General features: G+C 65.8%; 19 protein-coding genes. 6 read left to right on the forward strand and 13 right to left on the reverse strand.

Annotated features, from left to right (window positions below; translation table 11 throughout):
* Window positions 1-4: 4 nt before the first annotated feature.
* Entirely contained in the window at window positions 5-976 is a 972-nt protein-coding gene (locus KBA48_RS13025; protein ID WP_292906961.1) for a zinc ABC transporter substrate-binding protein, read from the reverse strand.
* Window positions 977-1,081: 105 nt separating this feature from the next.
* The gene (locus tag KBA48_RS13030) at window positions 1,082-1,690 is read right to left on the reverse strand and encodes an HAD-IB family hydrolase (protein ID WP_292906963.1); all 609 of its coding nucleotides are present in this window, start codon (window positions 1,688-1,690) and stop codon (window positions 1,082-1,084) included.
* Between the two features lie 217 nt (window positions 1,691-1,907).
* Here KBA48_RS13030 and KBA48_RS13035 point away from each other — a divergent pair, with 217 nt between their 5' ends.
* Window positions 1,908-2,849, forward strand: a complete 942-nt coding sequence (locus KBA48_RS13035) for a nucleoside hydrolase (RefSeq protein WP_292906965.1) — start codon at window positions 1,908-1,910, stop codon at window positions 2,847-2,849.
* Window positions 2,850-2,853: 4 nt separating this feature from the next.
* Here KBA48_RS13035 and KBA48_RS13040 read toward each other — a convergent pair whose 3' ends face one another.
* Window positions 2,854-3,822 (reverse strand): GNAT family N-acetyltransferase, encoded by a 969-nt coding sequence (locus KBA48_RS13040; protein WP_292906967.1) that lies wholly within the window; start codon window positions 3,820-3,822, stop codon window positions 2,854-2,856.
* 66 nt (window positions 3,823-3,888) lie between these two features.
* Here KBA48_RS13040 and epmA point away from each other — a divergent pair, with 66 nt between their 5' ends.
* The gene (epmA, locus tag KBA48_RS13045) at window positions 3,889-4,944 is read left to right on the forward strand and encodes an EF-P lysine aminoacylase EpmA (protein WP_292906969.1); all 1,056 of its coding nucleotides are present in this window, start codon (window positions 3,889-3,891) and stop codon (window positions 4,942-4,944) included.
* Window positions 4,945-4,947: 3 nt separating this feature from the next.
* Here epmA and dgcA read toward each other — a convergent pair whose 3' ends face one another.
* The gene (gene dgcA / locus KBA48_RS13050; protein ID WP_292906971.1) at window positions 4,948-5,949 is read right to left on the reverse strand and encodes an N-acetyl-D-Glu racemase DgcA; all 1,002 of its coding nucleotides are present in this window, start codon (window positions 5,947-5,949) and stop codon (window positions 4,948-4,950) included.
* A 166-nt stretch (window positions 5,950-6,115) separates the two neighbouring features.
* Between dgcA and KBA48_RS13055 the strand changes: the two genes are divergently transcribed.
* On the forward strand, window positions 6,116-6,958 hold the full coding sequence (locus tag KBA48_RS13055) for a hypothetical protein (protein ID WP_292906973.1): 843 nt from the start codon (window positions 6,116-6,118) through the stop codon (window positions 6,956-6,958).
* Here KBA48_RS13055 and KBA48_RS13060 read toward each other — a convergent pair.
* Window positions 6,936-8,297 carry a CRTAC1 family protein gene (locus tag KBA48_RS13060; RefSeq protein ID WP_292906975.1) on the reverse strand — a complete coding sequence of 454 codons (1,362 nt, stop codon included), beginning with the start codon at window positions 8,295-8,297 and terminating at the stop codon, window positions 6,936-6,938. The genes KBA48_RS13055 and KBA48_RS13060 overlap by 23 nt on opposite strands.
* Window positions 8,298-8,747: 450 nt before the next feature.
* On the opposite strand from KBA48_RS13060, the gene KBA48_RS13065 reads away from it, so the two are divergent.
* Window positions 8,748-10,604, forward strand: coding sequence for a ribonucleoside-diphosphate reductase subunit alpha (locus KBA48_RS13065; protein WP_292906977.1), 1,857 nt, complete (start codon window positions 8,748-8,750; stop codon window positions 10,602-10,604).
* Between the two features lie 893 nt (window positions 10,605-11,497).
* A complete protein-coding gene (locus KBA48_RS13070) occupies window positions 11,498-13,006 on the forward strand; it encodes a methyl-accepting chemotaxis protein (RefSeq protein ID WP_292906979.1) in 1,509 nt (502 codons plus the stop codon).
* A 111-nt stretch (window positions 13,007-13,117) separates the two neighbouring features.
* Here KBA48_RS13070 and KBA48_RS13075 read toward each other — a convergent pair whose 3' ends face one another.
* From KBA48_RS13075 to KBA48_RS13090, 4 genes are all read right to left on the reverse strand, one after another.
* Window positions 13,118-13,615, reverse strand: a complete 498-nt coding sequence (locus tag KBA48_RS13075) for a DUF6265 family protein (protein ID WP_292906981.1) — start codon at window positions 13,613-13,615, stop codon at window positions 13,118-13,120.
* Between the two features lie 115 nt (window positions 13,616-13,730).
* On the reverse strand, window positions 13,731-14,216 hold the full coding sequence (locus tag KBA48_RS13080) for a DUF6265 family protein (RefSeq protein WP_292906983.1): 486 nt from the start codon (window positions 14,214-14,216) through the stop codon (window positions 13,731-13,733).
* Window positions 14,217-14,258: 42 nt separating this feature from the next.
* Window positions 14,259-14,861, reverse strand: coding sequence for a glutathione S-transferase N-terminal domain-containing protein (locus KBA48_RS13085; protein WP_292906985.1), 603 nt, complete (start codon window positions 14,859-14,861; stop codon window positions 14,259-14,261).
* Window positions 14,858-16,054, reverse strand: coding sequence for a YbfB/YjiJ family MFS transporter (locus KBA48_RS13090; protein WP_292906986.1), 1,197 nt, complete (start codon window positions 16,052-16,054; stop codon window positions 14,858-14,860). Before KBA48_RS13090 ends, KBA48_RS13085 begins: the two co-directional genes overlap by 4 nt.
* A 65-nt stretch (window positions 16,055-16,119) precedes the next feature.
* Between KBA48_RS13090 and KBA48_RS13095 the strand changes: the two genes are divergently transcribed.
* Window positions 16,120-16,995 carry a LysR family transcriptional regulator gene (locus KBA48_RS13095; RefSeq protein WP_292906987.1) on the forward strand — a complete coding sequence of 292 codons (876 nt, stop codon included), beginning with the start codon at window positions 16,120-16,122 and terminating at the stop codon, window positions 16,993-16,995.
* 40 nt (window positions 16,996-17,035) lie between these two features.
* On the opposite strand, the gene KBA48_RS13100 is transcribed toward KBA48_RS13095, so the two are convergent.
* The 4 genes from KBA48_RS13100 to KBA48_RS13115 form a co-directional block, all read right to left on the reverse strand.
* Window positions 17,036-17,290 (reverse strand): hypothetical protein, encoded by a 255-nt coding sequence (locus tag KBA48_RS13100; RefSeq protein ID WP_292906988.1) that lies wholly within the window; start codon window positions 17,288-17,290, stop codon window positions 17,036-17,038.
* 154 nt (window positions 17,291-17,444) lie between these two features.
* Window positions 17,445-18,083 carry a hypothetical protein gene (locus KBA48_RS13105; protein ID WP_292906990.1) on the reverse strand — a complete coding sequence of 213 codons (639 nt, stop codon included), beginning with the start codon at window positions 18,081-18,083 and terminating at the stop codon, window positions 17,445-17,447.
* Between the two features lie 74 nt (window positions 18,084-18,157).
* Window positions 18,158-18,895: a hypothetical protein gene (locus KBA48_RS13110; protein WP_292906992.1), complete on the reverse strand. Its 738-nt coding sequence runs from the start codon at window positions 18,893-18,895 to the stop codon at window positions 18,158-18,160.
* 62 nt (window positions 18,896-18,957) lie between these two features.
* Window positions 18,958-19,992 (reverse strand): pentapeptide repeat-containing protein, encoded by a 1,035-nt coding sequence (locus tag KBA48_RS13115; protein ID WP_292907026.1) that lies wholly within the window; start codon window positions 19,990-19,992, stop codon window positions 18,958-18,960.
* Window positions 19,993-20,060: the final 68 nt, after the last annotated feature.

Consider the following 20,060-nt stretch of genomic DNA (forward strand, 5'->3'; position numbering starts at 1 on the left):
CCCCTTACCGCGCGGCCAGCCGGCCCTGGAACCCGCGCGCCGGCACGGTGCCGCCCAGGGCCTGGGCGATGGTGGTGACATTATGATCGATCATGCCAACATAGGTGCCTTCATAGGTGCCAGGGGTGCCCATGGCATCGGAATAGAGCGATCCGCCGATGGAGACCTTGTGTCCCCGCGCCGCCGCCCCCTGGATCAACGCCTGGATATTGCGGTCGGACACAGAGGTTTCGACAAAAACCGCCGGAATCTTTCGATCGACCAGCAGGGCGACCATGCTTTCGATGCGCTGCAGGCCGGCTTCCGACTCCGTGCTGATGCCCTGGATGCCCACGACCTGCAGGCCATAGGCCCGCCCCAGATAGGAGAAGGCGTCATGCGCCGTGACCAGGACACGGGCCTTTTCCGGCACGGAGCCCAGCACCTTGGCGGCATAGAGGTTCAGCGCATCAAAGTCCGCCGCCGCCCGGTCGGCATTGGCGGCATAAAGGCTGGTGTTGGCGGGATAAAGGCCCGACAGCTTGTCCCTTACCCCCAGCAGCGCCAGCCGCCACAGGGTCGGGTCCATCCAGACATGGGGGTCGGGATGGGCATCGGCCCCCTCGGGATGGATCAGACGGTCCCCGGGCAGGACGGAAGCCGCCGCATGCACGGGCTTGGCCGCCGCCAGCTTGTCCAGCATCTCCGCCATCTTGCCTTCCAGGAACAGGCCGGAATGGAAAACGGCGTCGGCCTTCATCAGGGCGACCGTGTCGGCGCGTGTCAGTTTGTAGGAATGGGGATCGATGCCTTCGCCCATCAGGCTGCTGATGCTGGCCGTGTCGCCGGCCACGGCGCGCAGCAGGTCCGCCACCTGTCCCGTGGTCGCCTGAAGTACCGGCTTGCCGGCCGCGGTCGCGGGCAGTGCTGCGGACAGCAGGCCGGCCCCGGCAAGGGCCAGGACGGAACGGCGGGTATGGGGGGCGGCGTCGGACACGGGATCAGGGCTTTCTGGAATCATTCCAAACTTTGTATCGTCCCAGCATATAAGCGCCTTTGCAGCCGCGACAAGGCAAAGTCCCGTGATCGTTCTATAACAACATTATCGCCTTGGCACGGTAGGAATCACCGTCGGATGGCTCATCAAGGCCAGAAAAGGCAGGTCGGACGGGCGGTTGCCGTAACCATGCGTCTCATCAAACGGCCCCGCCTCATGCAGAAGGGCCGCGACGCGCCGCGCCTTTTCCCCCCGCACACAGTTTCCGTCCTGCATCTGGCCCGTCAGGACCCCGTCCCGGACCTCCATATCGGTGGCCAGGATACGGTCGACGGGCAATCCCTCCAGCAGGATGGGGATGTAGAGCGACAGGCCGCCCGTGGCGACCACCACCATGTCGCCGGCATCGGCATGGCGTTTCAGCGCGGTCAGCGTCGGCTCATACCATTGCTGCCAGCCCCGCATCCGTTCCGCCGCGTTCCGTGCCACCGTCAGCGGCACCCCGGCCAACGCCCGGCGCAGCATCCCGGCCTTGATGCGGGTGCGCAGATCATCGTCGGGATTGGCCCCCGCACTCATCAACCCGGCCCGCACGGCGCGGGCAAAGACCAGGCCGGAGCGCATGCGCCCCGCCACCCGGCCCAGATAGGGCAACAGACTGTCACCCCCCACCAGGGTGCCGTCGAAATCGAAGATGGCGATGCGTCGTGTCATGGTGGGCGCATAAAACAGGGGTGGGTCTTCCCGCTCAAGATTTTTCCCGCTATGTGACGGGTTCACATTGTTTTGGGTGATCGTTGCCGATCACCGGACCTCAATCGCCGGCGCCCACATCCGTGGGCTTGGCTTACGCGCCATGTGGCGCGCGGCGGCAGTCGCCGCCGTGCCCGCCCCCGGTCAGGGGCGGGCCTGGAAGGGGAGAAAGGCCACCATGGCACGCGAAAAGATCATCATCGATACCGATCCCGGACAGGACGACGCCGTCGCCATGATGCTGGCCTTCGCCTCACCCGATGAGATCGAGGTGCTGGGCGTGACCGCCGTGGCCGGCAATGCGCCGCTGGCCCACACGGAAATCAACGCCCGCAAGATCTGTGAATTGTCGGGCCGGCCGGATGTGAAGGTCTTCGCCGGCTGCGACCGGCCGCTGTTCCTGGATCTGCATACGGCCCCGGAGGTGCATGGCGATACCGGCCTGGACGGGCCGGACCTGCCGCCGCCCACCATGCCGCTGCAGGACCGGCATGCCGTCGATTTCATCATCGATACCTTGCGGACGGAGCCGGCGGGGACGGTGACCCTGTGCCCGCTGGGTCCCCTGACCAACATCGCCACGGCCCTGACCCGCGCGCCCGATATCGCGGCCCGGATCAAGCGCATCGTGCTGATGGGCGGGGCCCAGTTCGAGGGTGGGAACAGCAGCCCCGTGGCGGAGTTCAACATCTTCGTCGATCCGCACGCGGCGCAGATCGTGCTGAAATCCGGGGTCGATATCGTCATGTTCCCCATGGATGTGACGCATCAGGTCCTGACGACGCAGGCCCGCATGGACCGCGTGCGCGCCATCCCCGGCCCCGTGGGCCGCGTGACCTATGAAATGCTGGATTTCTACCGCCAGTATGACGAGGCCAAATACGGCACCGATGGCGGCCCGCTGCACGATCCCTGCGTCATCGCCTGGCTGATCAAGCCCGACCTGTTCCAGGGAAAACAGGTGAATGTGGAGGTGGAGACCGCATCGCCCCTGACCATCGGTCAGACCGTGGTGGATCGCTGGTGCATCACCCCGCGTCCGAAGAATGTGTTCTTCATGCTGAAGGCCGATGCGGAGGGTTTCTTCGACCTGCTGATCGACCGGCTGGCGCGGCTGTAACGGGTTAGCGGAAGGCGCCCACCAGTTCCACCTCTTCCCCGCCCATGCCGCGCTTGAAGGCGGTCACGCCGGGGGCGGCGTCGGGCAGGATGCCGCCCAGGTCGAACCAGTCGCGCCCCTGCCGCTTCAGGTCGAGGATGGCCCGCCAGAGCAGCAGATTATGCGCCCGTGCCGCCCGTCCGGCGGCATCGGACCAGCCGATCTGATAGGTGGCGGCCTTGCCATGGCCCAGGATCAGGATGCCGGCCACCGGCACCCCGTCCTTGACAGCCCGCATCAGCAGGATGTCGCCATCCTTGTACATGCCGGTGCGCATGCGGATGATCAGCTTGGCCGACGGGCCGCGATAGCGCTTTTCCGCCTTGTCCTTCTGGTACTGTTCCAGAAGCCAGGTCAGTTGGGCCTTGCCGTCGCGGTCGAGCTCCACGGTCAGGCCGGCGCGTTCCGCCTGGTTCAGGGCGTTGCGCCATTTCTGCGCCAATTGTGCGCGCAAGTCTGCCTCTTCCCGGCGCAAATCCAGCCACAGGGTGCGATATCCCGGCGCCTTGTCGCGCCGGAACCCGGCCCAGCGCATCATGGCGGCCGCTTCCTCCCCCGCCGGCCATTCGGGCACCACGGCGGTCCAGTTGAAGGGGCCGCTGGGATATTCCTTGCGGATCAGCTTCATCACCATGGCGAAGACGCTGGGCTTGCGCGCCTCCGGCCGCAGCAGGGGGCCGCGATGCAGGCGGGCGATGCGCACCAGCCGGAACAGCCGCCGCTCGCTCATCACCACCAGCCCGATGGGCCTGTCCGACAGTTCGATGATGCCCAGGCGCGGGCGCCACCCCTCCACCGTCAGCATGGCCTGATTATAGCCGAAACCCTGTGTCAGGCTGCTCTGCCCGCAATCGGCCAGCAGCGACGCCCATTCCGACAGACGCCCCACGTCCCAGACGATACGCAGGTTGGGGATGGTCTCTGGATCGGTCATCGGGGATTGCAAGTCGCGGGCGGGAAGGCGAGAGTGCCCGTCTTTCCCGCCCTCTGTCGAGTGATCATGCGCAGCCCCGTCCAACCCAACTGGTGGCATCCCGACCATTTCCAGAAGAAGCGCCCGCATCTGGCCGTGCGCCAGACAGTGATGCGCACGCTTCGCCGCTGGTTCGAGGATCAGGGGTTCGACGAGGTGGAGACGCCGGCCCTGCAGGTGTCACCGGGGCTGGAGGTGCATCTGATGGCCTTTGCCACCGATCTGGTGGGGCCGCATCCCGATGATCGGCGCCGGCTTTACCTGCACACCAGTCCCGAATTCACCATGAAGAAGCTGCTGGCGGCGGGGGTGCCCCGGCTGTTTCAGCTTTCCCATGTCTATCGCAATGGGGAACGGTCGGGCACGCACCATCCGGAATTCGCCATGCTGGAATGGTATCGGGCGGGGGCGGGCTATCGCGACCTGATGGAGGATTGCATCGCCCTGGTGCGGGCCGCCTGTGTTGCGGCGGGCAAGGACAGGCTGCGGTTCCGGGGCATCGACTGCGATCCCTTTGCCGATTGGCGGGTGCTGACGGTGCAGGATGCGTTCCTGCATTATGCCGGCATCGACCTGCTGGCCACGGCGCCCGAACCGCTGCGCCCCGACCGCGACCGGCTGGCGGCGGAGGTGGCGCGCATCGGCATCCGCGTGGCCGAGAGCGACACCTGGGAGGATCTGTTCTTCCGCGTCAGCCTGGACCGGATCGAACCGCATCTGGGCATGGATGTGCCCACCTTCCTGTCCGACTACCCCGTCTCCATGGCGGCGCTGGCCCGGCCCAAGCCCGATGATCCGCGCGTGGCAGAGCGGTTCGAGCTGTATGGATGCGGCGTGGAACTGGCCAACGCCTTTGGCGAGTTGACCGACCCGGTATTGCAGCGCCGCCGGTTCGAGGCGGACATGGCGGAGAAGGAACGGCTTTATGGGGAGCGCTACCCGATCGATGAGGAATTCCTGGCCGCATTGCCGCTGATGCCCGACAGCGCCGGCATCGCGCTGGGCTTCGACCGGCTGGCCATGATCATTGCCGGAGCCGACCGCATTGATGATGTGTTGTGGGCGCCGGTGGCGACGGCCTGACAGTCAGCCCCAGACACCCGGCGTCGGCAGCAGCCGCGCACCGTCATAGACCAGCCCCGGCTCGCGATCGCGGGCCAGCAGCAGCGGCCCGTCCAGGTCGACATAATCCGCCCCCTGGGCCAGCAGCAGGGCCGGGGCCATGGATAGCGACGTTGCCACCATGCAGCCCACCATGACATCCAGGCCCAGCGACTGCGCCCGTGCCTTTACGGCCAGCGCCTCCGTCAGGCCGCCGGTCTTGTCCAGCTTCACATTCACCACCTGATAGCGGCGGGCCAGTTCCTCCAGCCCGTCCAGCCCATGGGTGCTTTCATCGGCGCCCAGGCGGACGGGGCTGTTGAAGCCGATCAGTGCGTCATCGGCGCCGGCGGGCAGGGGCTGTTCGATCATCTCCACCCCCAGCCGGGCAAAGGCGTCGGGCAGGGTGGCCAGATCATCGGGCTTCCAGCCTTCATTGGCATCCACGATCAGGCGGCTGTCGGGCGCGGCGTTGCGCACGGCGGCCACCCGTTCCAGATCGCCGCCATCGCCCGCCAGTTTCAGCTTCAATAAAGGCCGGGCCACGGCGCAGGCGGCGTCGGCCATGGATTCGGCTGTGTCGATGGACAGGGTGAAGGCCGTCACCACGGGTTCCAGCGGCGCCAGCCCCGCCAGTTCCCAGGCCGGACGGCCGCTGCGCCGGACCTCCAGGTCCCAGAGCGCACAATCCAGCGCATTGCGGGCGGCACCTGCCGGCAGGGCATGGGCCAGCGCCCGGCGGCTGAGGCCACGGGCGAAGGCATCGGCCATCGCCTCCATGGCCGCCATCACGCCCTCCACGCTTTCGCCATAGCGGGCATAGGGCACGCATTCGCCCCGGCCGACCCTTCCGTCGGCGTCACGCAGTTCGGCGACCAGCACCGCCGCCTCTGTCTTGGCGCCACGTGAAATGCGGAAGGTGCCCCGGATGGGAAACCGTTCCAGGCGGACGGACAGGCTGGCGGCGGGTGCGGGCGCGAAGGGCATCACAGGCTCCGGCGGATTCTTATGGAACTGTTTCTACAGCAATCACAGATACTTGTCGAAATACCGATCCTGTGATCGTCTGACATACCATTGCGGTCGCACTGGAACACCCCATGTGATAGACCGTTGCCCCAACATTTCCACGCTTTGCGGAAACCGGGTCCCGATGAATTTCAGAGACGCCTGGCGCGAATCACTGGCGATCTATCTTTTGCTGCTGTCCGATCCTGGCCGCGTGCTGCGTTTTGCCGGCGCACCCGCCCTGGTTCTTGCCGTCCTGGGCATTGCGCAGATGACGCGGTCGCAAGGGGATGGCAGTGGCAGCAGCCTGCTGCTGTTCCTTTCCGTGCTGGGCATGATCTGGGGCCTGGGCGTGTGGACGGTGCGCTGGTCGCGCTTCCTGCTGCTGGGAGAGGACACGGCCCAGTTCTGGGACATGCCGTTCGCGGGACGGAACTGGCGCGTGGGGGGCATCCTCCTGTCGCTGGTGCTGCTGTCGGCGCTGGCCTCCATCCTGCCGGCATCGGTGGTGATGACCTTGCTGGCCAGTGTCACCGGGCACAGGCTGGCCACCAATCCCAGCCAGGGGCCGGCCGACGCGGCGGCATTGGCATCGGCCATGCCCGACTGGTTTTTCCTGACCACCTATATCGTCATCACCCTGATGACGCTGTGGCCTGTCGCCCGGCTTGGCCCGGCCATCGGGTCGGTGGTGCAGGATGGCCGCTTCGTGATGGGCGCAAGCTGGAAGGCGACGGGCCATCTGGGCGGCCTGCCGCCGCTGTTCGCGCTGATCCTGGTCAATCTGCCCTTGCAGGCGCCGGCCATTTTCCTCTGGCTGACCGGGTTGCAGGATGCCAGCCTGGTCATGCTGCTGATGGCCAATATCGTGCTGTCGATCACCCATCCGCTGGTCACGGCCATGACGGCCCTGCTCTGGGCCCGCATCTATGGCGTGGCCATCGGCCCCTATCAGGCGCCTGTCGTCACCGTCCAGGATGAGGAATGACCAGGGTGCGGCACGCGTCCGGCCGGTCCAGGCGCTGAACGGCGCCATCGGGCCAGCGTACCTCCACCCTGTCTACCCGGTCGGTCCGGCCCAGCCCGAAATGGGCCACCGGCTCCATCTGACACAGGTAACCCGACCCGCCGCAGATGGTGCGCATCTGCGGACGGTCACCGGCCCACAGCCGCACCACGGCGCCGCGTGCCGGGGCGCCGGCCGCCGTCAGCGGCCGCACGCGCAGCCAATGGTGCCCGCGCGGTTCCCCGATGAACAGTGAAAGGGGCTGCGGCCCCTGTTCGCCATGGGCCACCAGCAGTTCCAACTGTCCGTCCCCGTCCAGATCGGCCACGGCGGCCCCGGTGCCGAACCCGCCGGGCAGGGCCGCGTCGCCGATATCGATGGCGGTCCAGCGATCATCGCGCCAGCCGAACAGGCGGTTGGGTTCGCCCAGATTGTTGATGAAAATCTCTTCGTACCCGTCATTGTCGAAATCGGCGGCGATGACGGTGCGGGCACGGCTGGGTCGGGCCAGCTCCGGCGGGGCCATGTCGGCGAAACCGCCGCCCGCCTGCTGCTGAAACAGCCGGTGTGGCCCTTCCCAATTGGCCTGGATGATGTCGAACCGGCCCTCGCCCTGGACCAGGGCCACGCCGCGTGCCGCATGGGCCGCATCGGACAGGCCCAGCGCCTCGGCCATCTCTACAAAGGTGCCGTCGCCCTGGTTGCGGAAGAACAGGTTGGGCCCGATCTCGTTACCCGAAAAGATATCCGGCCGGTCACCCAGGATGGGGGCGACCAGCAGGGACCGCCCGCCCGTGATGGCGTCCAGCCCCACCTCGTCCGCCATGTCGACGATGCGGCCGCGCGCCCCCATCTCATATAATCGCAGGGGCCCGCCATAATTGGCGACGACGAACCCGTAACGCCCCAGGGCCGCCCGGTCGATGACGGCGATGGACCGTCCCGCGAACCGGTTGGCGACGGCGAAATTTTCCGGCAGGGCGAACAGGTCGATCCAGCGATCCCCGAAACAGGCCAGCAGCCGGTCCGATACCTGCTTGGCGCCGGAGAAGCCGTCACTGTTCAGGATATAGATCTCTTCCCGCCCGTCGCCGTCGATATCGCCACAGGCCAGACCGATGGCCCGCTGGCCCGGATCGGCCAATAACGGCGTGGCAATATCCACCAGCCCCGACCCGCCCCATTTCAGCACGCGGTTGGGCCCGCCATAGCCGGCGACGATAATCTCGTCCTGTCCGTCGCCATCCACATCGGCCACCGCCACGCCGTAATTCAGCGCGGGCTGGTTGCCGGCGATCAGGTTGGAGCATTCGATGAACATCCGGCCCCCGCACTGTGGCTGTCGTCCCGGCACCGGAACGGCCTATTGAATATCCCGGACCGGGCGGACGGGCAAGGTGGGGCCTTGTGACGTTTGACCGAGGGGCGGCGGCACGGGTCATGAACCCGTGCGATGGCATCGAAACCCGGCATGGCGGCGCGGGGCGGCTGTCGATGCGCGGATTTTCGGCGCGGTCCGGCGGTTTCAGGCGTCGCGCGGCGCCTAGTCCTCCGGCCCGCCCCCGTCAAGCTGCGTGGAATGCATACCCCGGCCCCACCTTGCCCCGGCCTTGGAATGGCTGACGTCAAGCCTATTCATGATGGATAGGGCGGAAATTTCTGCCTTGTGGTGGGGACGGGATTTGGTACGATCCGGACCTCAGCCAACAAGATGTTGTGTTCTGTGGCCGGTTATCCACAGCCGGGGCACTGGGGAAAACGGGGATAAGTCATGCGCGACGGTGAAGTGAACGAGTGGGCCCCGCAGGGCACGGACGTGTTCGGCCAGATTCAGATGCGCAAGCATGCGGCCGTGACTGTGGATCATACCCGCAACGAACTGCTGACCACCTTCGGCAAGGCGACGCTGGACGACCGCTACCTGATGCCGGGCGAGACGTACCAGGACCTGTTTGCCCGCGTCGCCAGCTATTATTCCGACGACCATGCGCATGCCCAGCGTCTTTATGACTATATCTCCCGTCTGTGGTTCATGCCGGCCACGCCTGTCCTGTCCAATGGCGGCACAGCCCGCGGCCTGCCCATCTCCTGCTTCCTGAACGAGGCCAGCGACAGCCTGGAAGGCATTGTCGGCCTGTGGAACGAGAATGTCTGGCTGGCGGCCAAGGGTGGCGGCATCGGTTCCTACTGGGGCAATCTGCGCTCCATCGGGGAGCAGGTGAAGGATAGCGGCAAGACCAGCGGCGTCATCCCCTTCATCCGCGTCATGGACAGCCTCACGCTGGCCATCTCCCAGGGTAGCTTGCGTCGTGGCTCGGCCGCCTGCTATCTGCCGGTCAGCCACCCCGAGATCGAAGAATTCATTGAGATGCGCCGCCCCACGGGTGGTGATCCCAACCGCAAGGCGCTGAACCTGCACCATGGCATCGCCATCCCCGACGCCTTCATGCGCGCGGTCGAGGCTGATGAGGAATGGGCGCTGACCAGCCCGAAGGATGGCAAGATCCTGCGCCGCGTGAAGGCACGCGACCTGTGGATCCGCATCCTGACCGCCCGTATGGAAACGGGCGAGCCCTATATGCTGTTCATTGACCATGTGAACCGGGCCATCCCGGAACATCACAAGCTGGCCGGCCTGACGGTGAAGATGTCGAACCTGTGCAGCGAGATCACGCTGCCGACCGGCATGGACCCGTGGGGCAAGCAGCGCACGGCCGTGTGCTGCCTGTCGTCGCTGAATCTGGAAAACTTCCTGGAATGGCAGGACCATCCGACCTTCATCGAGGACGTGATGCGTTTCCTGGATAATGTCATGACCGACTTTATCCAGAAGGCCCCCAGCGACATGGAACGCGCCAAGTACTCCGCCATGCGTGAGCGGTCGGTCGGCCTGGGCGTCATGGGCTTCCACAGCTTCCTGCAAAGCCAGATGATCCCGATCGAAGGCGTGATGGCCAAGGTCTGGAACAAGCGCATGTTCGCCCTGATCAAGCGTCAGGCCGATGCCGCGTCGATCAAGCTGGCGCATGAGCGGGGCCCGTGCCCGGATGCCGCCGAATATGGTGTGATGGAGCGTTTCTCCAACAAGATCGCCATCGCGCCGACGGCCAGCATCTCCATCATCACCGGCGGTGCCAGCCCCGGCATCGAGCCGATGGCGGCCAACGCCTATACGCACAAGACCCTGTCGGGCAGCCATTCGGTGCGCAACCCGTACCTGGAAAAGCTGCTGGCGGAGAAGGGGCGCAATGATGAGGATACGTGGTCGGAGATCACGCTGAACAGCGGTTCCGTCCAGCATCTGGACTTCCTGACCCAGGATGAGAAGGACGTGTTCAAGACGGCCTTCGAACTGGATCAGCGCTGGCTGATCGAACATGCCGCCGACCGCACCCCGTTTGTCTGTCAGAGCCAGTCGCTGAACGTCTTCCTGCCGGCCGACGTGCATAAGCGCGACCTGCACCAGATCCATATGATGGCCTGGAAGAAGGGCGTGAAGAGTCTCTACTACCTGCGCTCCATGTCGGTGCAGCGTGCCGAGAGCAACGCCACCAAGGAGATCGGCCGGGCCAAGCCCGCACCGGCGGCGGAGACGAACAAGTACGAGGAATGCCTGGCCTGCCAGTGACCCGGTAAGCCAGCCGGGGGGAAGGTCGCCGTCCAGGCAGGCCGTTCCCCGCCATATTCAGCCTGTTTAAAAAAGCCGTGCAGAACCGTCTGCACGGCTTTTTTGTATTGTCCCTTCCCGACCGTCCCCCCTCTCCCTGTGCTGGATGCGAGTCGCCGGATGGGGGCGATGAGTCGTGGGGCGTCATGCTGTTTTAAAAGCGTTTCCGCTTGAAACAGGACAGCAGCGCCGGTCATCGCCGTGCCGGCAGCGCCGGAAAATGCCACACCGATATGTTGTTTCCAGGGGCAACTAACTTGAGAAACAAACAAAAAGAGACGGCGCAACATTAAGCATGGGGTCGTTGACGATCCCATCATTCTTCAAATGCCACCGTATGCTCCCTTAAACCCCGAAGCCGGCGGTACCCGGCACCAGAATTGAGAAATATTGCGCCCGTCTTCCATATCCATCCCGTCGGCCTCAACTGTCGGGGGATTTTCTAGAATTGACATCAGCTATGTCTCCTGGGGCCAAGAAAGTCATTTGTAATCATAAGATCAGAACTTTCAGATATGACAGTCAGGTTTAATCGAAAAACAACCGATACGACTCAAACCGTTTCGAATCTTCGTTCTTCGTCTGAATCTAAAGCCTCAGTATTTGCAGAATCATGTTGAGTCTAGGATGATTCGATATCTATATGGCAGAGTCTAATATGGGGGTGGCTCGTGCTTAAAAACTTTAAAATATCCACTAAAATCTATGCAGTAGTCGTTCTGTTGAGTCTTGTTTCGATCATTATTGCGGCAGTAGGTATCAATGGTACTGGCCGTATGGAGGAACTAGCTCAACAATCAAACAGCGCAGGGCGCGCTGTATTACTCAGCGCTCAGCTAAACCGCTTCGTTGTCATGCTGAATCGCGGGGAATACAGGATCGCCGCCAATCCGGCCGATATCGCAGAAGTGGAAAAGAACATCGAGGATGTCCGTCAGCAGGCGGAACGCAGTTTTCAGGAACTTAACGGTCTGGTCGATGAACGGCAGGCTGAAATGCTGCGCCAGGTCACCAAGACCTATGGCGATTATCAGCGGGAGCTGGCAGGCACCATGGCCAAGGCCCGCGCCGTCGGTAACGTCAATCTGTCTGACGCGCAGAAGGTGCTGATCGGAGAGGTGCAGTCCAGCCGTGTCGTGGCGGACCGGCTGCGTGATCAGATGCGGGATCTGGTCGAATATACCGACAACAAGTCCAACCGCATCGCCAGCGAGGCGAAGGACACCGGCGCCAGTGTCGGCCTGTTGCTGGTCATCGTGGCCGTGCTGGGCATCGTGGCCGGCGCGGTGGGTGCCTGGTCGGTGTCGAACTTCGGCGTGGTGAAGCCGCTGTCTGCCGCTATCCAGTGCCTGCGTCGCCTGGCCAATGGCGAATTGGGCCTGGAAATCCTGGGCCGTGGCCGCAAGGATGAGATCGGGGATATCGCAGAGGCGATGCTGGTCTTTCAGGACAATGCCATCCAGCGCCAGAAGTTGCTGAAGGAGCAGGAAGCCGAGCAGGAAAAGCGGCTGGCCCGCGCCGCCATCGTCCAGCGCCTGATCCAGGATTTCGAAGGATCGATGGCGGAGGTGGTGGATGTGATCGCCTCGGCCACGACCGAGTTGGAGGCCACGGCCAACACCATGTCGGGCACGGCGGAGGAGACGGAAAGCCAGTCGGGCGCCGTGGCGGCCGCATCTGAACAGGCCACGGCCAATGTGCAGACCATGGCGTCCGCGACGGAGGAACTGTCGGCCACGGTGCAGGAGGTAACCCGCCAGATGCAACAGGCCCGCACCATTGCCGATGATGCCGCGCGTGAGGCGGCCAGCAGCCGCAGCGAGGTGGAGGCCCTGGAGGTGGCGGGACAGCGCATCGGCGGTGTGGTCGCCATGATCCAGGATGTGGCGGGTCAGACCAACCTGCTGGCCCTGAATGCCACCATCGAGGCGGCACGGGCGGGCGAGGCCGGCAAGGGCTTTGCCGTGGTCGCGTCGGAGGTCAAGCAACTGGCCAACCAGACTGCCCGCGCCACCGAAGACATCCGGGCGGAGGTGGAGGCCATGCGCAATTCCATCAAGGCCGCGTCGAACAAGATCGGCCATGTGTCGGCCGTCGTCGATCGCCTGAACAATGTCGCGGCCAGCGTGGCCAGTGCCGCCGAACAGCAGGCCGCCGCCACGGCGGAGATCGGCCGGAATGCGTCGGAGGCTGCGCGCGGCACACAGGAAGTGTCCAGCACCATCCACGGCGTGCGACAGGCGGCCGGCACCACCGCTGCGGCGGCGGCGCAGGTTCTGTCCTCGGCCAATGAACTGGCCGAACGCACCGTGCAATTGCGCGACGGCGTCTCCCGCTTCATCGAAGGGGTGCGCGCCGCCTGATATCATCGGTCAAAATTCTTGACCGATGATATGGCACCGGGCAACGCCCATCGTCTGGAACGGGATCAACTCCCTTTCCGGACGGTCGGCCGGTTGGCGAGGGTCCGTCCCTTACGGCGCGTCGCCGGCCCGCTGCCAGGTCCAGCGGAAACGGCGGATGCCGCCATTGCCATCCGGCCCTTCCAGCGCCGCCACGACGTTGCCGCCATAGCGGTTGAAGACGATGCGCTGGGGATAGGCGATGTCGGTATTGGCGAATACCGCCATATTATCCCCGGATTCGACCAGCTTATAGGCGATGACGGTACTGCTGCCCAAGGGCTGGCCGTAATAGGTGACGCTGCCGTCACGTTCGGCGACGATGCGCATGAATTCGGTGTCGGCACCCCGCACGGGCGACATGGACCGGCGCATGCCCAGCATCACGCCGTCGCCGGGTTTCATGAAATGCTGTTCGGTGCGGGTGGGTCCTTCACGCCCCACCCATTGGCCGGCCAGCCAGTTCAGGGATTTCAGCGGGTCGTTCGCAGCCTGACCGGATTGCGGCAGGGCCATCAGCAGGCCCAGCAACAGCAAACCGGCAAGACGGGTCACAGAGAAGGGGGACATGGGCGTTCGCTCCTCCGTTGGTTTTTATTTCCAACACGCTACGCCCAAATTGCCCCGCCGTCCCGATCAGCGGTGATTTTGACGATTTTGCAGCAGCCCGGAAGGGGTGCGGAGGTCACGGCGCCGGCCCGGTCAGCCGCCAGGACCAGTCGAACCGCTTCACGGCACCGTCCTTGCCCGGACCCTCGATACTGGCCGTCAGGCTGTCGCCCGTGCGGCGATAGGTGATCTTCTGCGGAAAATCATGCTGGGGGTTGGCAAAGACGGCCAGGCCGGGGGCGGACTCGACAAGGGCGAAGCTGGTGGGGGCCTGGCCCATCGGATGGGCATGGTAGGCCAGGCGGCCATCGGAATCCGGTCCGATACGGATGAATTCCACCTGCGGCGGCTTGCCGGGGCGGACGGTGCGGCCCATGCCCACAATGACGCCGCCGGCGGGGCGCATGTAATGTTCCTCCATCCGCCGGTCCCCGTCCTGCCCCAGCCATTGTCCCGACAGCCAGGACAGGTCATCGATCACCGGGTCCGCCGCCCGTGCCGGCAGGGCCAGGATCAGCAGCAGGCCCAGCAGGGGGCGGCCAAACAGGGACAGGGCACGCATGGGGGCATCCTTTCGCGACGGATCGGACCCCAGGATACGCCGTCAACGCGGGTTCGTCGCGCGCAACGATGGGCGGCCGATGACACCGGCGAACCATTCCGCCAGTCCGGGATGGCCCGCACGCCAATCCAGGTCACCATGGCGGAAATCCAGATAATCCAGGGCGCAGGCCACCGAAAGGCCGCCCAGGCCGAAATCCTCCGCCACCAGATCCGCCGCCGCTGCTTCCAGCGTCGGCAGGGTACGGGCGATGGCCGCTTTTTGCCGGGTGACCCAGCCGGGGGAGCGTTCCCCCGCCGGCCGCCGCCCTTCCACCACCGCGCTGAAAGCCGCGTCCAGCAGCCCTTGGGCCAGGGCCGACAGCCGCAGGGAGCGCCAGCGTTCGGGGCCGGCAGCGGGCATCAGGCGCCGGCCGGGCAGAACCGTGTCCAGATAGTCGGCGATGGCCCAGCTTTCCCCCAGGCACCAGCCTTCATCGGTAACCAGGGCGGGAACCTTGCCCGACGGCACCGCTGCTTGCAGTTCGGCGGGATCGGACCAGGGGTCGATGATCACCACCTCCACCAGGGTCGCCGCCTGCTTTTCCTGGACCAGGGCCAGCACCTTGCGCGCATAGGGGGAGGTTTTGGCGATATAGAGTTTCATGGCAAGGCTTCCTTCTTCACAAGCGAGAGGCCGGCCAGCCCCGCCAGGGTGCCCAGCACCAGGATGGCGGCACCGGCCGCGAACAGGGGCAGGTGGCTGCCCGTGCGGGTGAACAGCAGGGTCAGGCCGTAGCCGCCGGCCGCCTGGAACAGGGCATAGATCGCCGTCATGCGGCCCCAGGCCGCCGTGTGACCCGCCGGTCCGGCCAATTGCCCCGCCACGCCGGACGCCAGCGCCACGCAGCCGGGGGTCAGCGCCCCCACCAGGAAGGCCGACAGGCCCAGCGGCAAGGGGGCCGATGACAGGAGCGGCAGGCCTACGGCCGCCGCCTTCACGCCCAGCGCCAGGGTCAGGGCAGGGGCAAAACCCAGCTTCCCCGCCATGCGGGCGGCCAGCAGCGGCCCGGTCACGGCGCCGACGCCGAAGACGAACCAGTAGGCACCGCCCATGGCGATCCCCAGACCCAGGCCACGGGCCACATAATCGGCCAGGAACAGCGTATGCGGGACAAAACCCATCCCGTCCGTCGCATAGGCCAGGGTGAACAGCCAGAGCGGCCAGGACCGCCGCATGCCCGCCACGACGGCGGTCGGCGGACGCGGGGCCGGTGGCCATTGCGTCCAGACCAGCCCCGTCAGCAGCAGCGCCAGGACGCCGATGCCAGCCCAGGCGCTGGCGGCGCCGAACCCGGCCAGCCAGGGCAGCAGGGTACCGCTGACCATCACCCCGGCCCCGATCCCGGAAAAGACGATGCCGGCGACCAGCGGTTTCTTATCCACCGGCACCTGGGCCATCAGCACGGGTGCCGCCAGGATCATCAGCATGGCCCCGGCCACCCCGGCCAGGAAACGCCAGGCGCCCAGCCAGGCCAGACCGCCATTCCAGGCGCAGGCCAGCAGCGACAGGGTCACCAGCAGCATGGCGCCGCGCAGAACCGGCACCGGCCCCAGCAGGCGGCCCGTCCGCGCCGCCGTGACCGCACCCAGCAGATAACCGGTCAGGTTGGCGGCCCCCAGCAACGCGCCGCCACCGGCATCGACCCAGCCTTCCCCGATCAGCACCGGCAGCAGCGGCGTATAGGCGAAACGGCCCAAACCGACGCCCAGCAATGTGCCCGTGAGACCCGCCATCGCCAATCGCCAGACGCCACCCATGGTCCACTCCGTCCCCTGCCAGGGAACGGAAAATGCCATGCTCTTGACATCATGAAAAATGAATTGTCAGGATATTTGAAATCATCATTATTGATGGGGCGATCATGGACAGCACCGATCTTTCCTTCTTCCTGGCGGTGGTGGAGGAAGGGGGTGTCACGGCGGCGGCGCGGCGGTTGAACTGTGTGCAGTCGAACGTGACGGCGCGTATCCGGTCGCTGGAGGCGACGCTGGGCGTGCCGCTGTTCCATCGCAACGGGCGCGGCGTGGTGCCGACGCGGGCTGGCGAACGGCTGCTGCCGCATGCGCGGCAGGTGGCGGCGGCGCTGCGGGCGGCGCGCGACAGCCTGTGGGATCTGCTGAACCCCGACCGGCCGGGCGGACAATTGGCCATCGGCAGCATGGAGACCACGGCGGCCTGCCGGCTGCCGCCCGTGCTGGCTGCCTATCACGCGGCCTTTCCCGATGTGGAACTGAGCCTGCGCACCGGCGGCACCGGCGCCCTGGTGGAGGAGGTACTGGCCTACCGTCTGGATGCGGCCTTGGTCGGCGGCCCCATCGACCATCCCGATCTGACCGTTGCCGATGTGGGCGTGGAACGCATGGTGGTGGTGACGGCGCCGGGTGCCGATTGGCCGGCGCTGCTGTCGCGGCCCGGCCTGTCGGCACTCTGCTTCCGCCGGGGCTGTGCCTACCGGGAACGGCTGGAAAGCCTGCTGGCGGGCCTGAGTGTCCGGCAGCCGCGCCTGCAGGAATTTGGCACGCTGGAAGGCATCATCGGCGGCGTGGCGGCCGGCATCGGCATTTCGCTGCTGCCGCTGGCCGCCGTGGAACGGTCGCCCCTGCGCCCGTCCCTATCGGTGCATGCGGCGCCGGACCCGTGGGCCGTAGCGCCCACGCAGTTGATCCATCGCCGCGACGGCGTGATGACGGCGGCCCTGGCCCGCTTCATCGACCATGCAAGACTGGGTTGGGCGTAATGATTTGCATCATGCAACACTTGCATAATGCAATCACCGATCACCAGACCAGAGACACGGCAGGTCGATAGGGGGCCTGCTCGAACATGCCGTTGATCAGGCCCTGAAGCTGTATGCGCGCGCCTTCCGGCTCGGTCGAGGGGACGCTGGCCTTGGACAGGGCCTTGATGACAAAACCGCTGCCGCGCAAGCGTTTCAGCGTGATGCGCGCATCATCCGCCCTGGACGGGTGGATGGCGGCAACGGTGGCGACACCCTGGGGCGGGCGCACGATGAACAGGCCGAACTCGGTCATGGGAACCCCCTATGCCAATGGATAGGGGGTGTGAAAGCAACAGGGATGCCAAGGACTTGCCTGTGCTTAAGAGGTAGATTGCGTCATGCCGCCGGCTGAAAAGACTGACCGGTGTTTTCAGCGCCCCAGCGCCGGCGCCGCCATCCGGCGGGCTTCACTCTGTGGCCCAGGCGCGCATCGGTCCCTCTGCCTGTTCCATGAATTCGGACAGGGAGACGAAGCCATCGCCATTGCCATCCATGATGGCGTGGCGGCGCGCGGCCTCGGCGCGCAACTCGTCCGGCGTCACGCGGAAATCGGCATTGCTGTCGGCCGACATCACGGGATCGATGCCCATGCGGTAATCGGCGCGGCCACGGCCGTCCAGGCGGGCCGTGGCCGCTTCGTCCGGGGACATGTCGATACGGCCGGGGCGCAGGCGGCGGCCGCTGTCGGCCGGGGCCGTATGGGTGGGCAGGCCGACCCGGTATTGCGTCAGCTCATAGGAGGTGATGTAGCCGTCCCGGTTCAGATCGTACAGGGAGAAGACCCGATCCGCCTCGGCCGTGAATTCCGCCAGTGACAGCTTGCCGTCATGGTCGGTATCGGTACGGGCGAACCAGTCGCGCATGGCAGCACGATAGGCATCGGCGTCGCGGGTCGGCGCGGCCAGCGGTTCGCCCAGCGGGCTGATCGGGTTGTAACGGATGCCCGGCCGGTACTTGTCGCTCCCGCCGCCGCAGGAAGCCAGGGCCAGGCAAAGCCCCGCCAGGCCAAGGCCCAGACCCGCCCGCCGCCAAACCGTCCGCTGCATCCGCCGCTCCGTTCGCTATCCATCTTCTGATTAGCGGTGTCGTGGCGCAGGAGCCAGCAGATTAATGTTGTCCGTCAGTCCCGCCCGCCGCCGGGCGGCCCACCCCTGCCCGGTCCGTCGCCGCGCCGTCCGCCGCCCATGCCGCCGGGGCCACCGCGTGCCGGGCGTTCATTGAAGGCCTTGATGCCCGCCTCGCGGATTTCATCCAGGCTGGTGCGGCCATCCCGGTTGCTGTCCATGGCGGTCAGCCGTTCCAGGGCCAGTGCTTCCAGTTCCGCCAGCGTGACACGGAAATCCAGGTTCCGGTCGGCAGCCATCACCTTGTCCTCGCCAGCCCCGCCGCCCATCATGGGGCCACGCGGGCCGGCAGTGTCGGGGCCGGCGGCATCTGGACCCGGCGGGGGAGGGCGGTCGGCACCGTCCGGTGGTGGTCCATCATGGTGGCCCGGTGCCCCGCCCCCGCGCAGGGCGGCAAGGCGGGCCAGCCGGTAATCGCCCAGTTCGCGTGAATTGATGGCGCCATCCTTGTCGCTGTCCGCCTCCCTGAAGAAGCGGGCGATGTCGGGCTTCACCTCTTCGGGCGACAGGAAGCCATCCTGGTTGGTGTCCAGGGCGCGGGCCCAATCGACCAGGATGGCCGCATAGGCTTGCTCGTCCCGGGCCATCCGGCCCAGCGGCTCGCCCGCCAGGGACAGTGGGACCCGTCCCATCATGCCCGGCCCGCCACCCATGGGACGGCCCGGCGGGCCATCGGCGTGAGAGGCGGAACAGGCGGACAGCAGCAGCAAGGTGGCAAGGGCGACGCAACGCATGACCGTAACCTTTGTGGTTTCCGGTTACACGGGGCGCGACCGCGTCCACTGTCGGGGATGGATCAGGCGGCGCCCGGCGCCGGGCTCATCCCATCCGGAAGGGTGCAATCCCGCAGTTTCAGGCCCTTGAAACGGTCGGCGGGAATCATGACACGGCTGAAATCCACCCATTCGATGGCGGCGTCGCGCAGACGGACGGGCAGTGCCCCGCCGCCGCGAAGCTGCAGATCCTCCATATTCGCGGCTTCCACCAGGGTGTTGCGCAGGGTCGCCCCCTCGAACCCCGCACCGCGCAGGTCGCAGCCCGACAGATCGGCATAGGCCAGGTTGGCCCCGCCGAAATCGCTGGCCGCCAGCTTGGCGTGGCTCAGTTGCGCACCTGACAAATCGGCCCCGCGAAAGGACATGGTCGACAATTCGCGCCCGCGCAAATCGACACCCTTCATCTTGCGGCCCGTGAAATCGGCGCGGATGCCGGCCTTGCCGCCGCTATCCACCCATTCCTCGTGCTGGGCCACGATGCGGTCGATCTCCGCCAGGTTCTGCAAATGCTCGGTAAAGGCCGGCAGCCCATGAAACAGCCGGCGCGTCGTATCATCCACGGTAAAGGTGGCGTCCTTGATATCAGCATGCAGGAAGCTGGCCCCCTGCATCTTTGCCCCCAGCAGCACCACGCCCTGCAGGTCGCTTTCGCTGAAATCGGCGTTGGACAGGTTGGCGTTGCGCATGTTGACGCCGCGCAGCCGCACCTTGCGGACCACGGCGTCCTCCAGCGACGCCTCTTCCAGATTGCAGAAAGACAGGTCGGTGACGAACTCCCGGCTGACCACATCCTCGCCCTTGCGGTGCAGGGTCAGGTTGCCCATGCGCATGTCGCTGCCATCCAGCTTGGCCTGGGCCAGATCGGATTTGTAGAAACGGGCGCCGCGCAGGTTGGCGCGCGTGAAGTCGCAATGTTTCAGGTTGGCGCCGATGAACAGGCTGTTGGCCAGGTCCGTCTCCCGGAACTTGCATCCTTCCAGGCTTGTCTGCGACAGGTTGCAGGCCAGCATTGTTGCCTGCGACAGATTGAAACCTTTAAGTTGCAGTCCTTCCATGCTGGCCAAGCGCAACTCAAGTCGACGCCCGCCCTTCCCCTTGAGGAACAACGAATGCATGGCCAGAT

The sequence above is a fragment of the Niveispirillum sp. genome, from assembly GCF_017996735.1.
In the GTDB taxonomy this organism is placed as follows: Bacteria; Pseudomonadota; Alphaproteobacteria; order Azospirillales; family Azospirillaceae; genus Niveispirillum.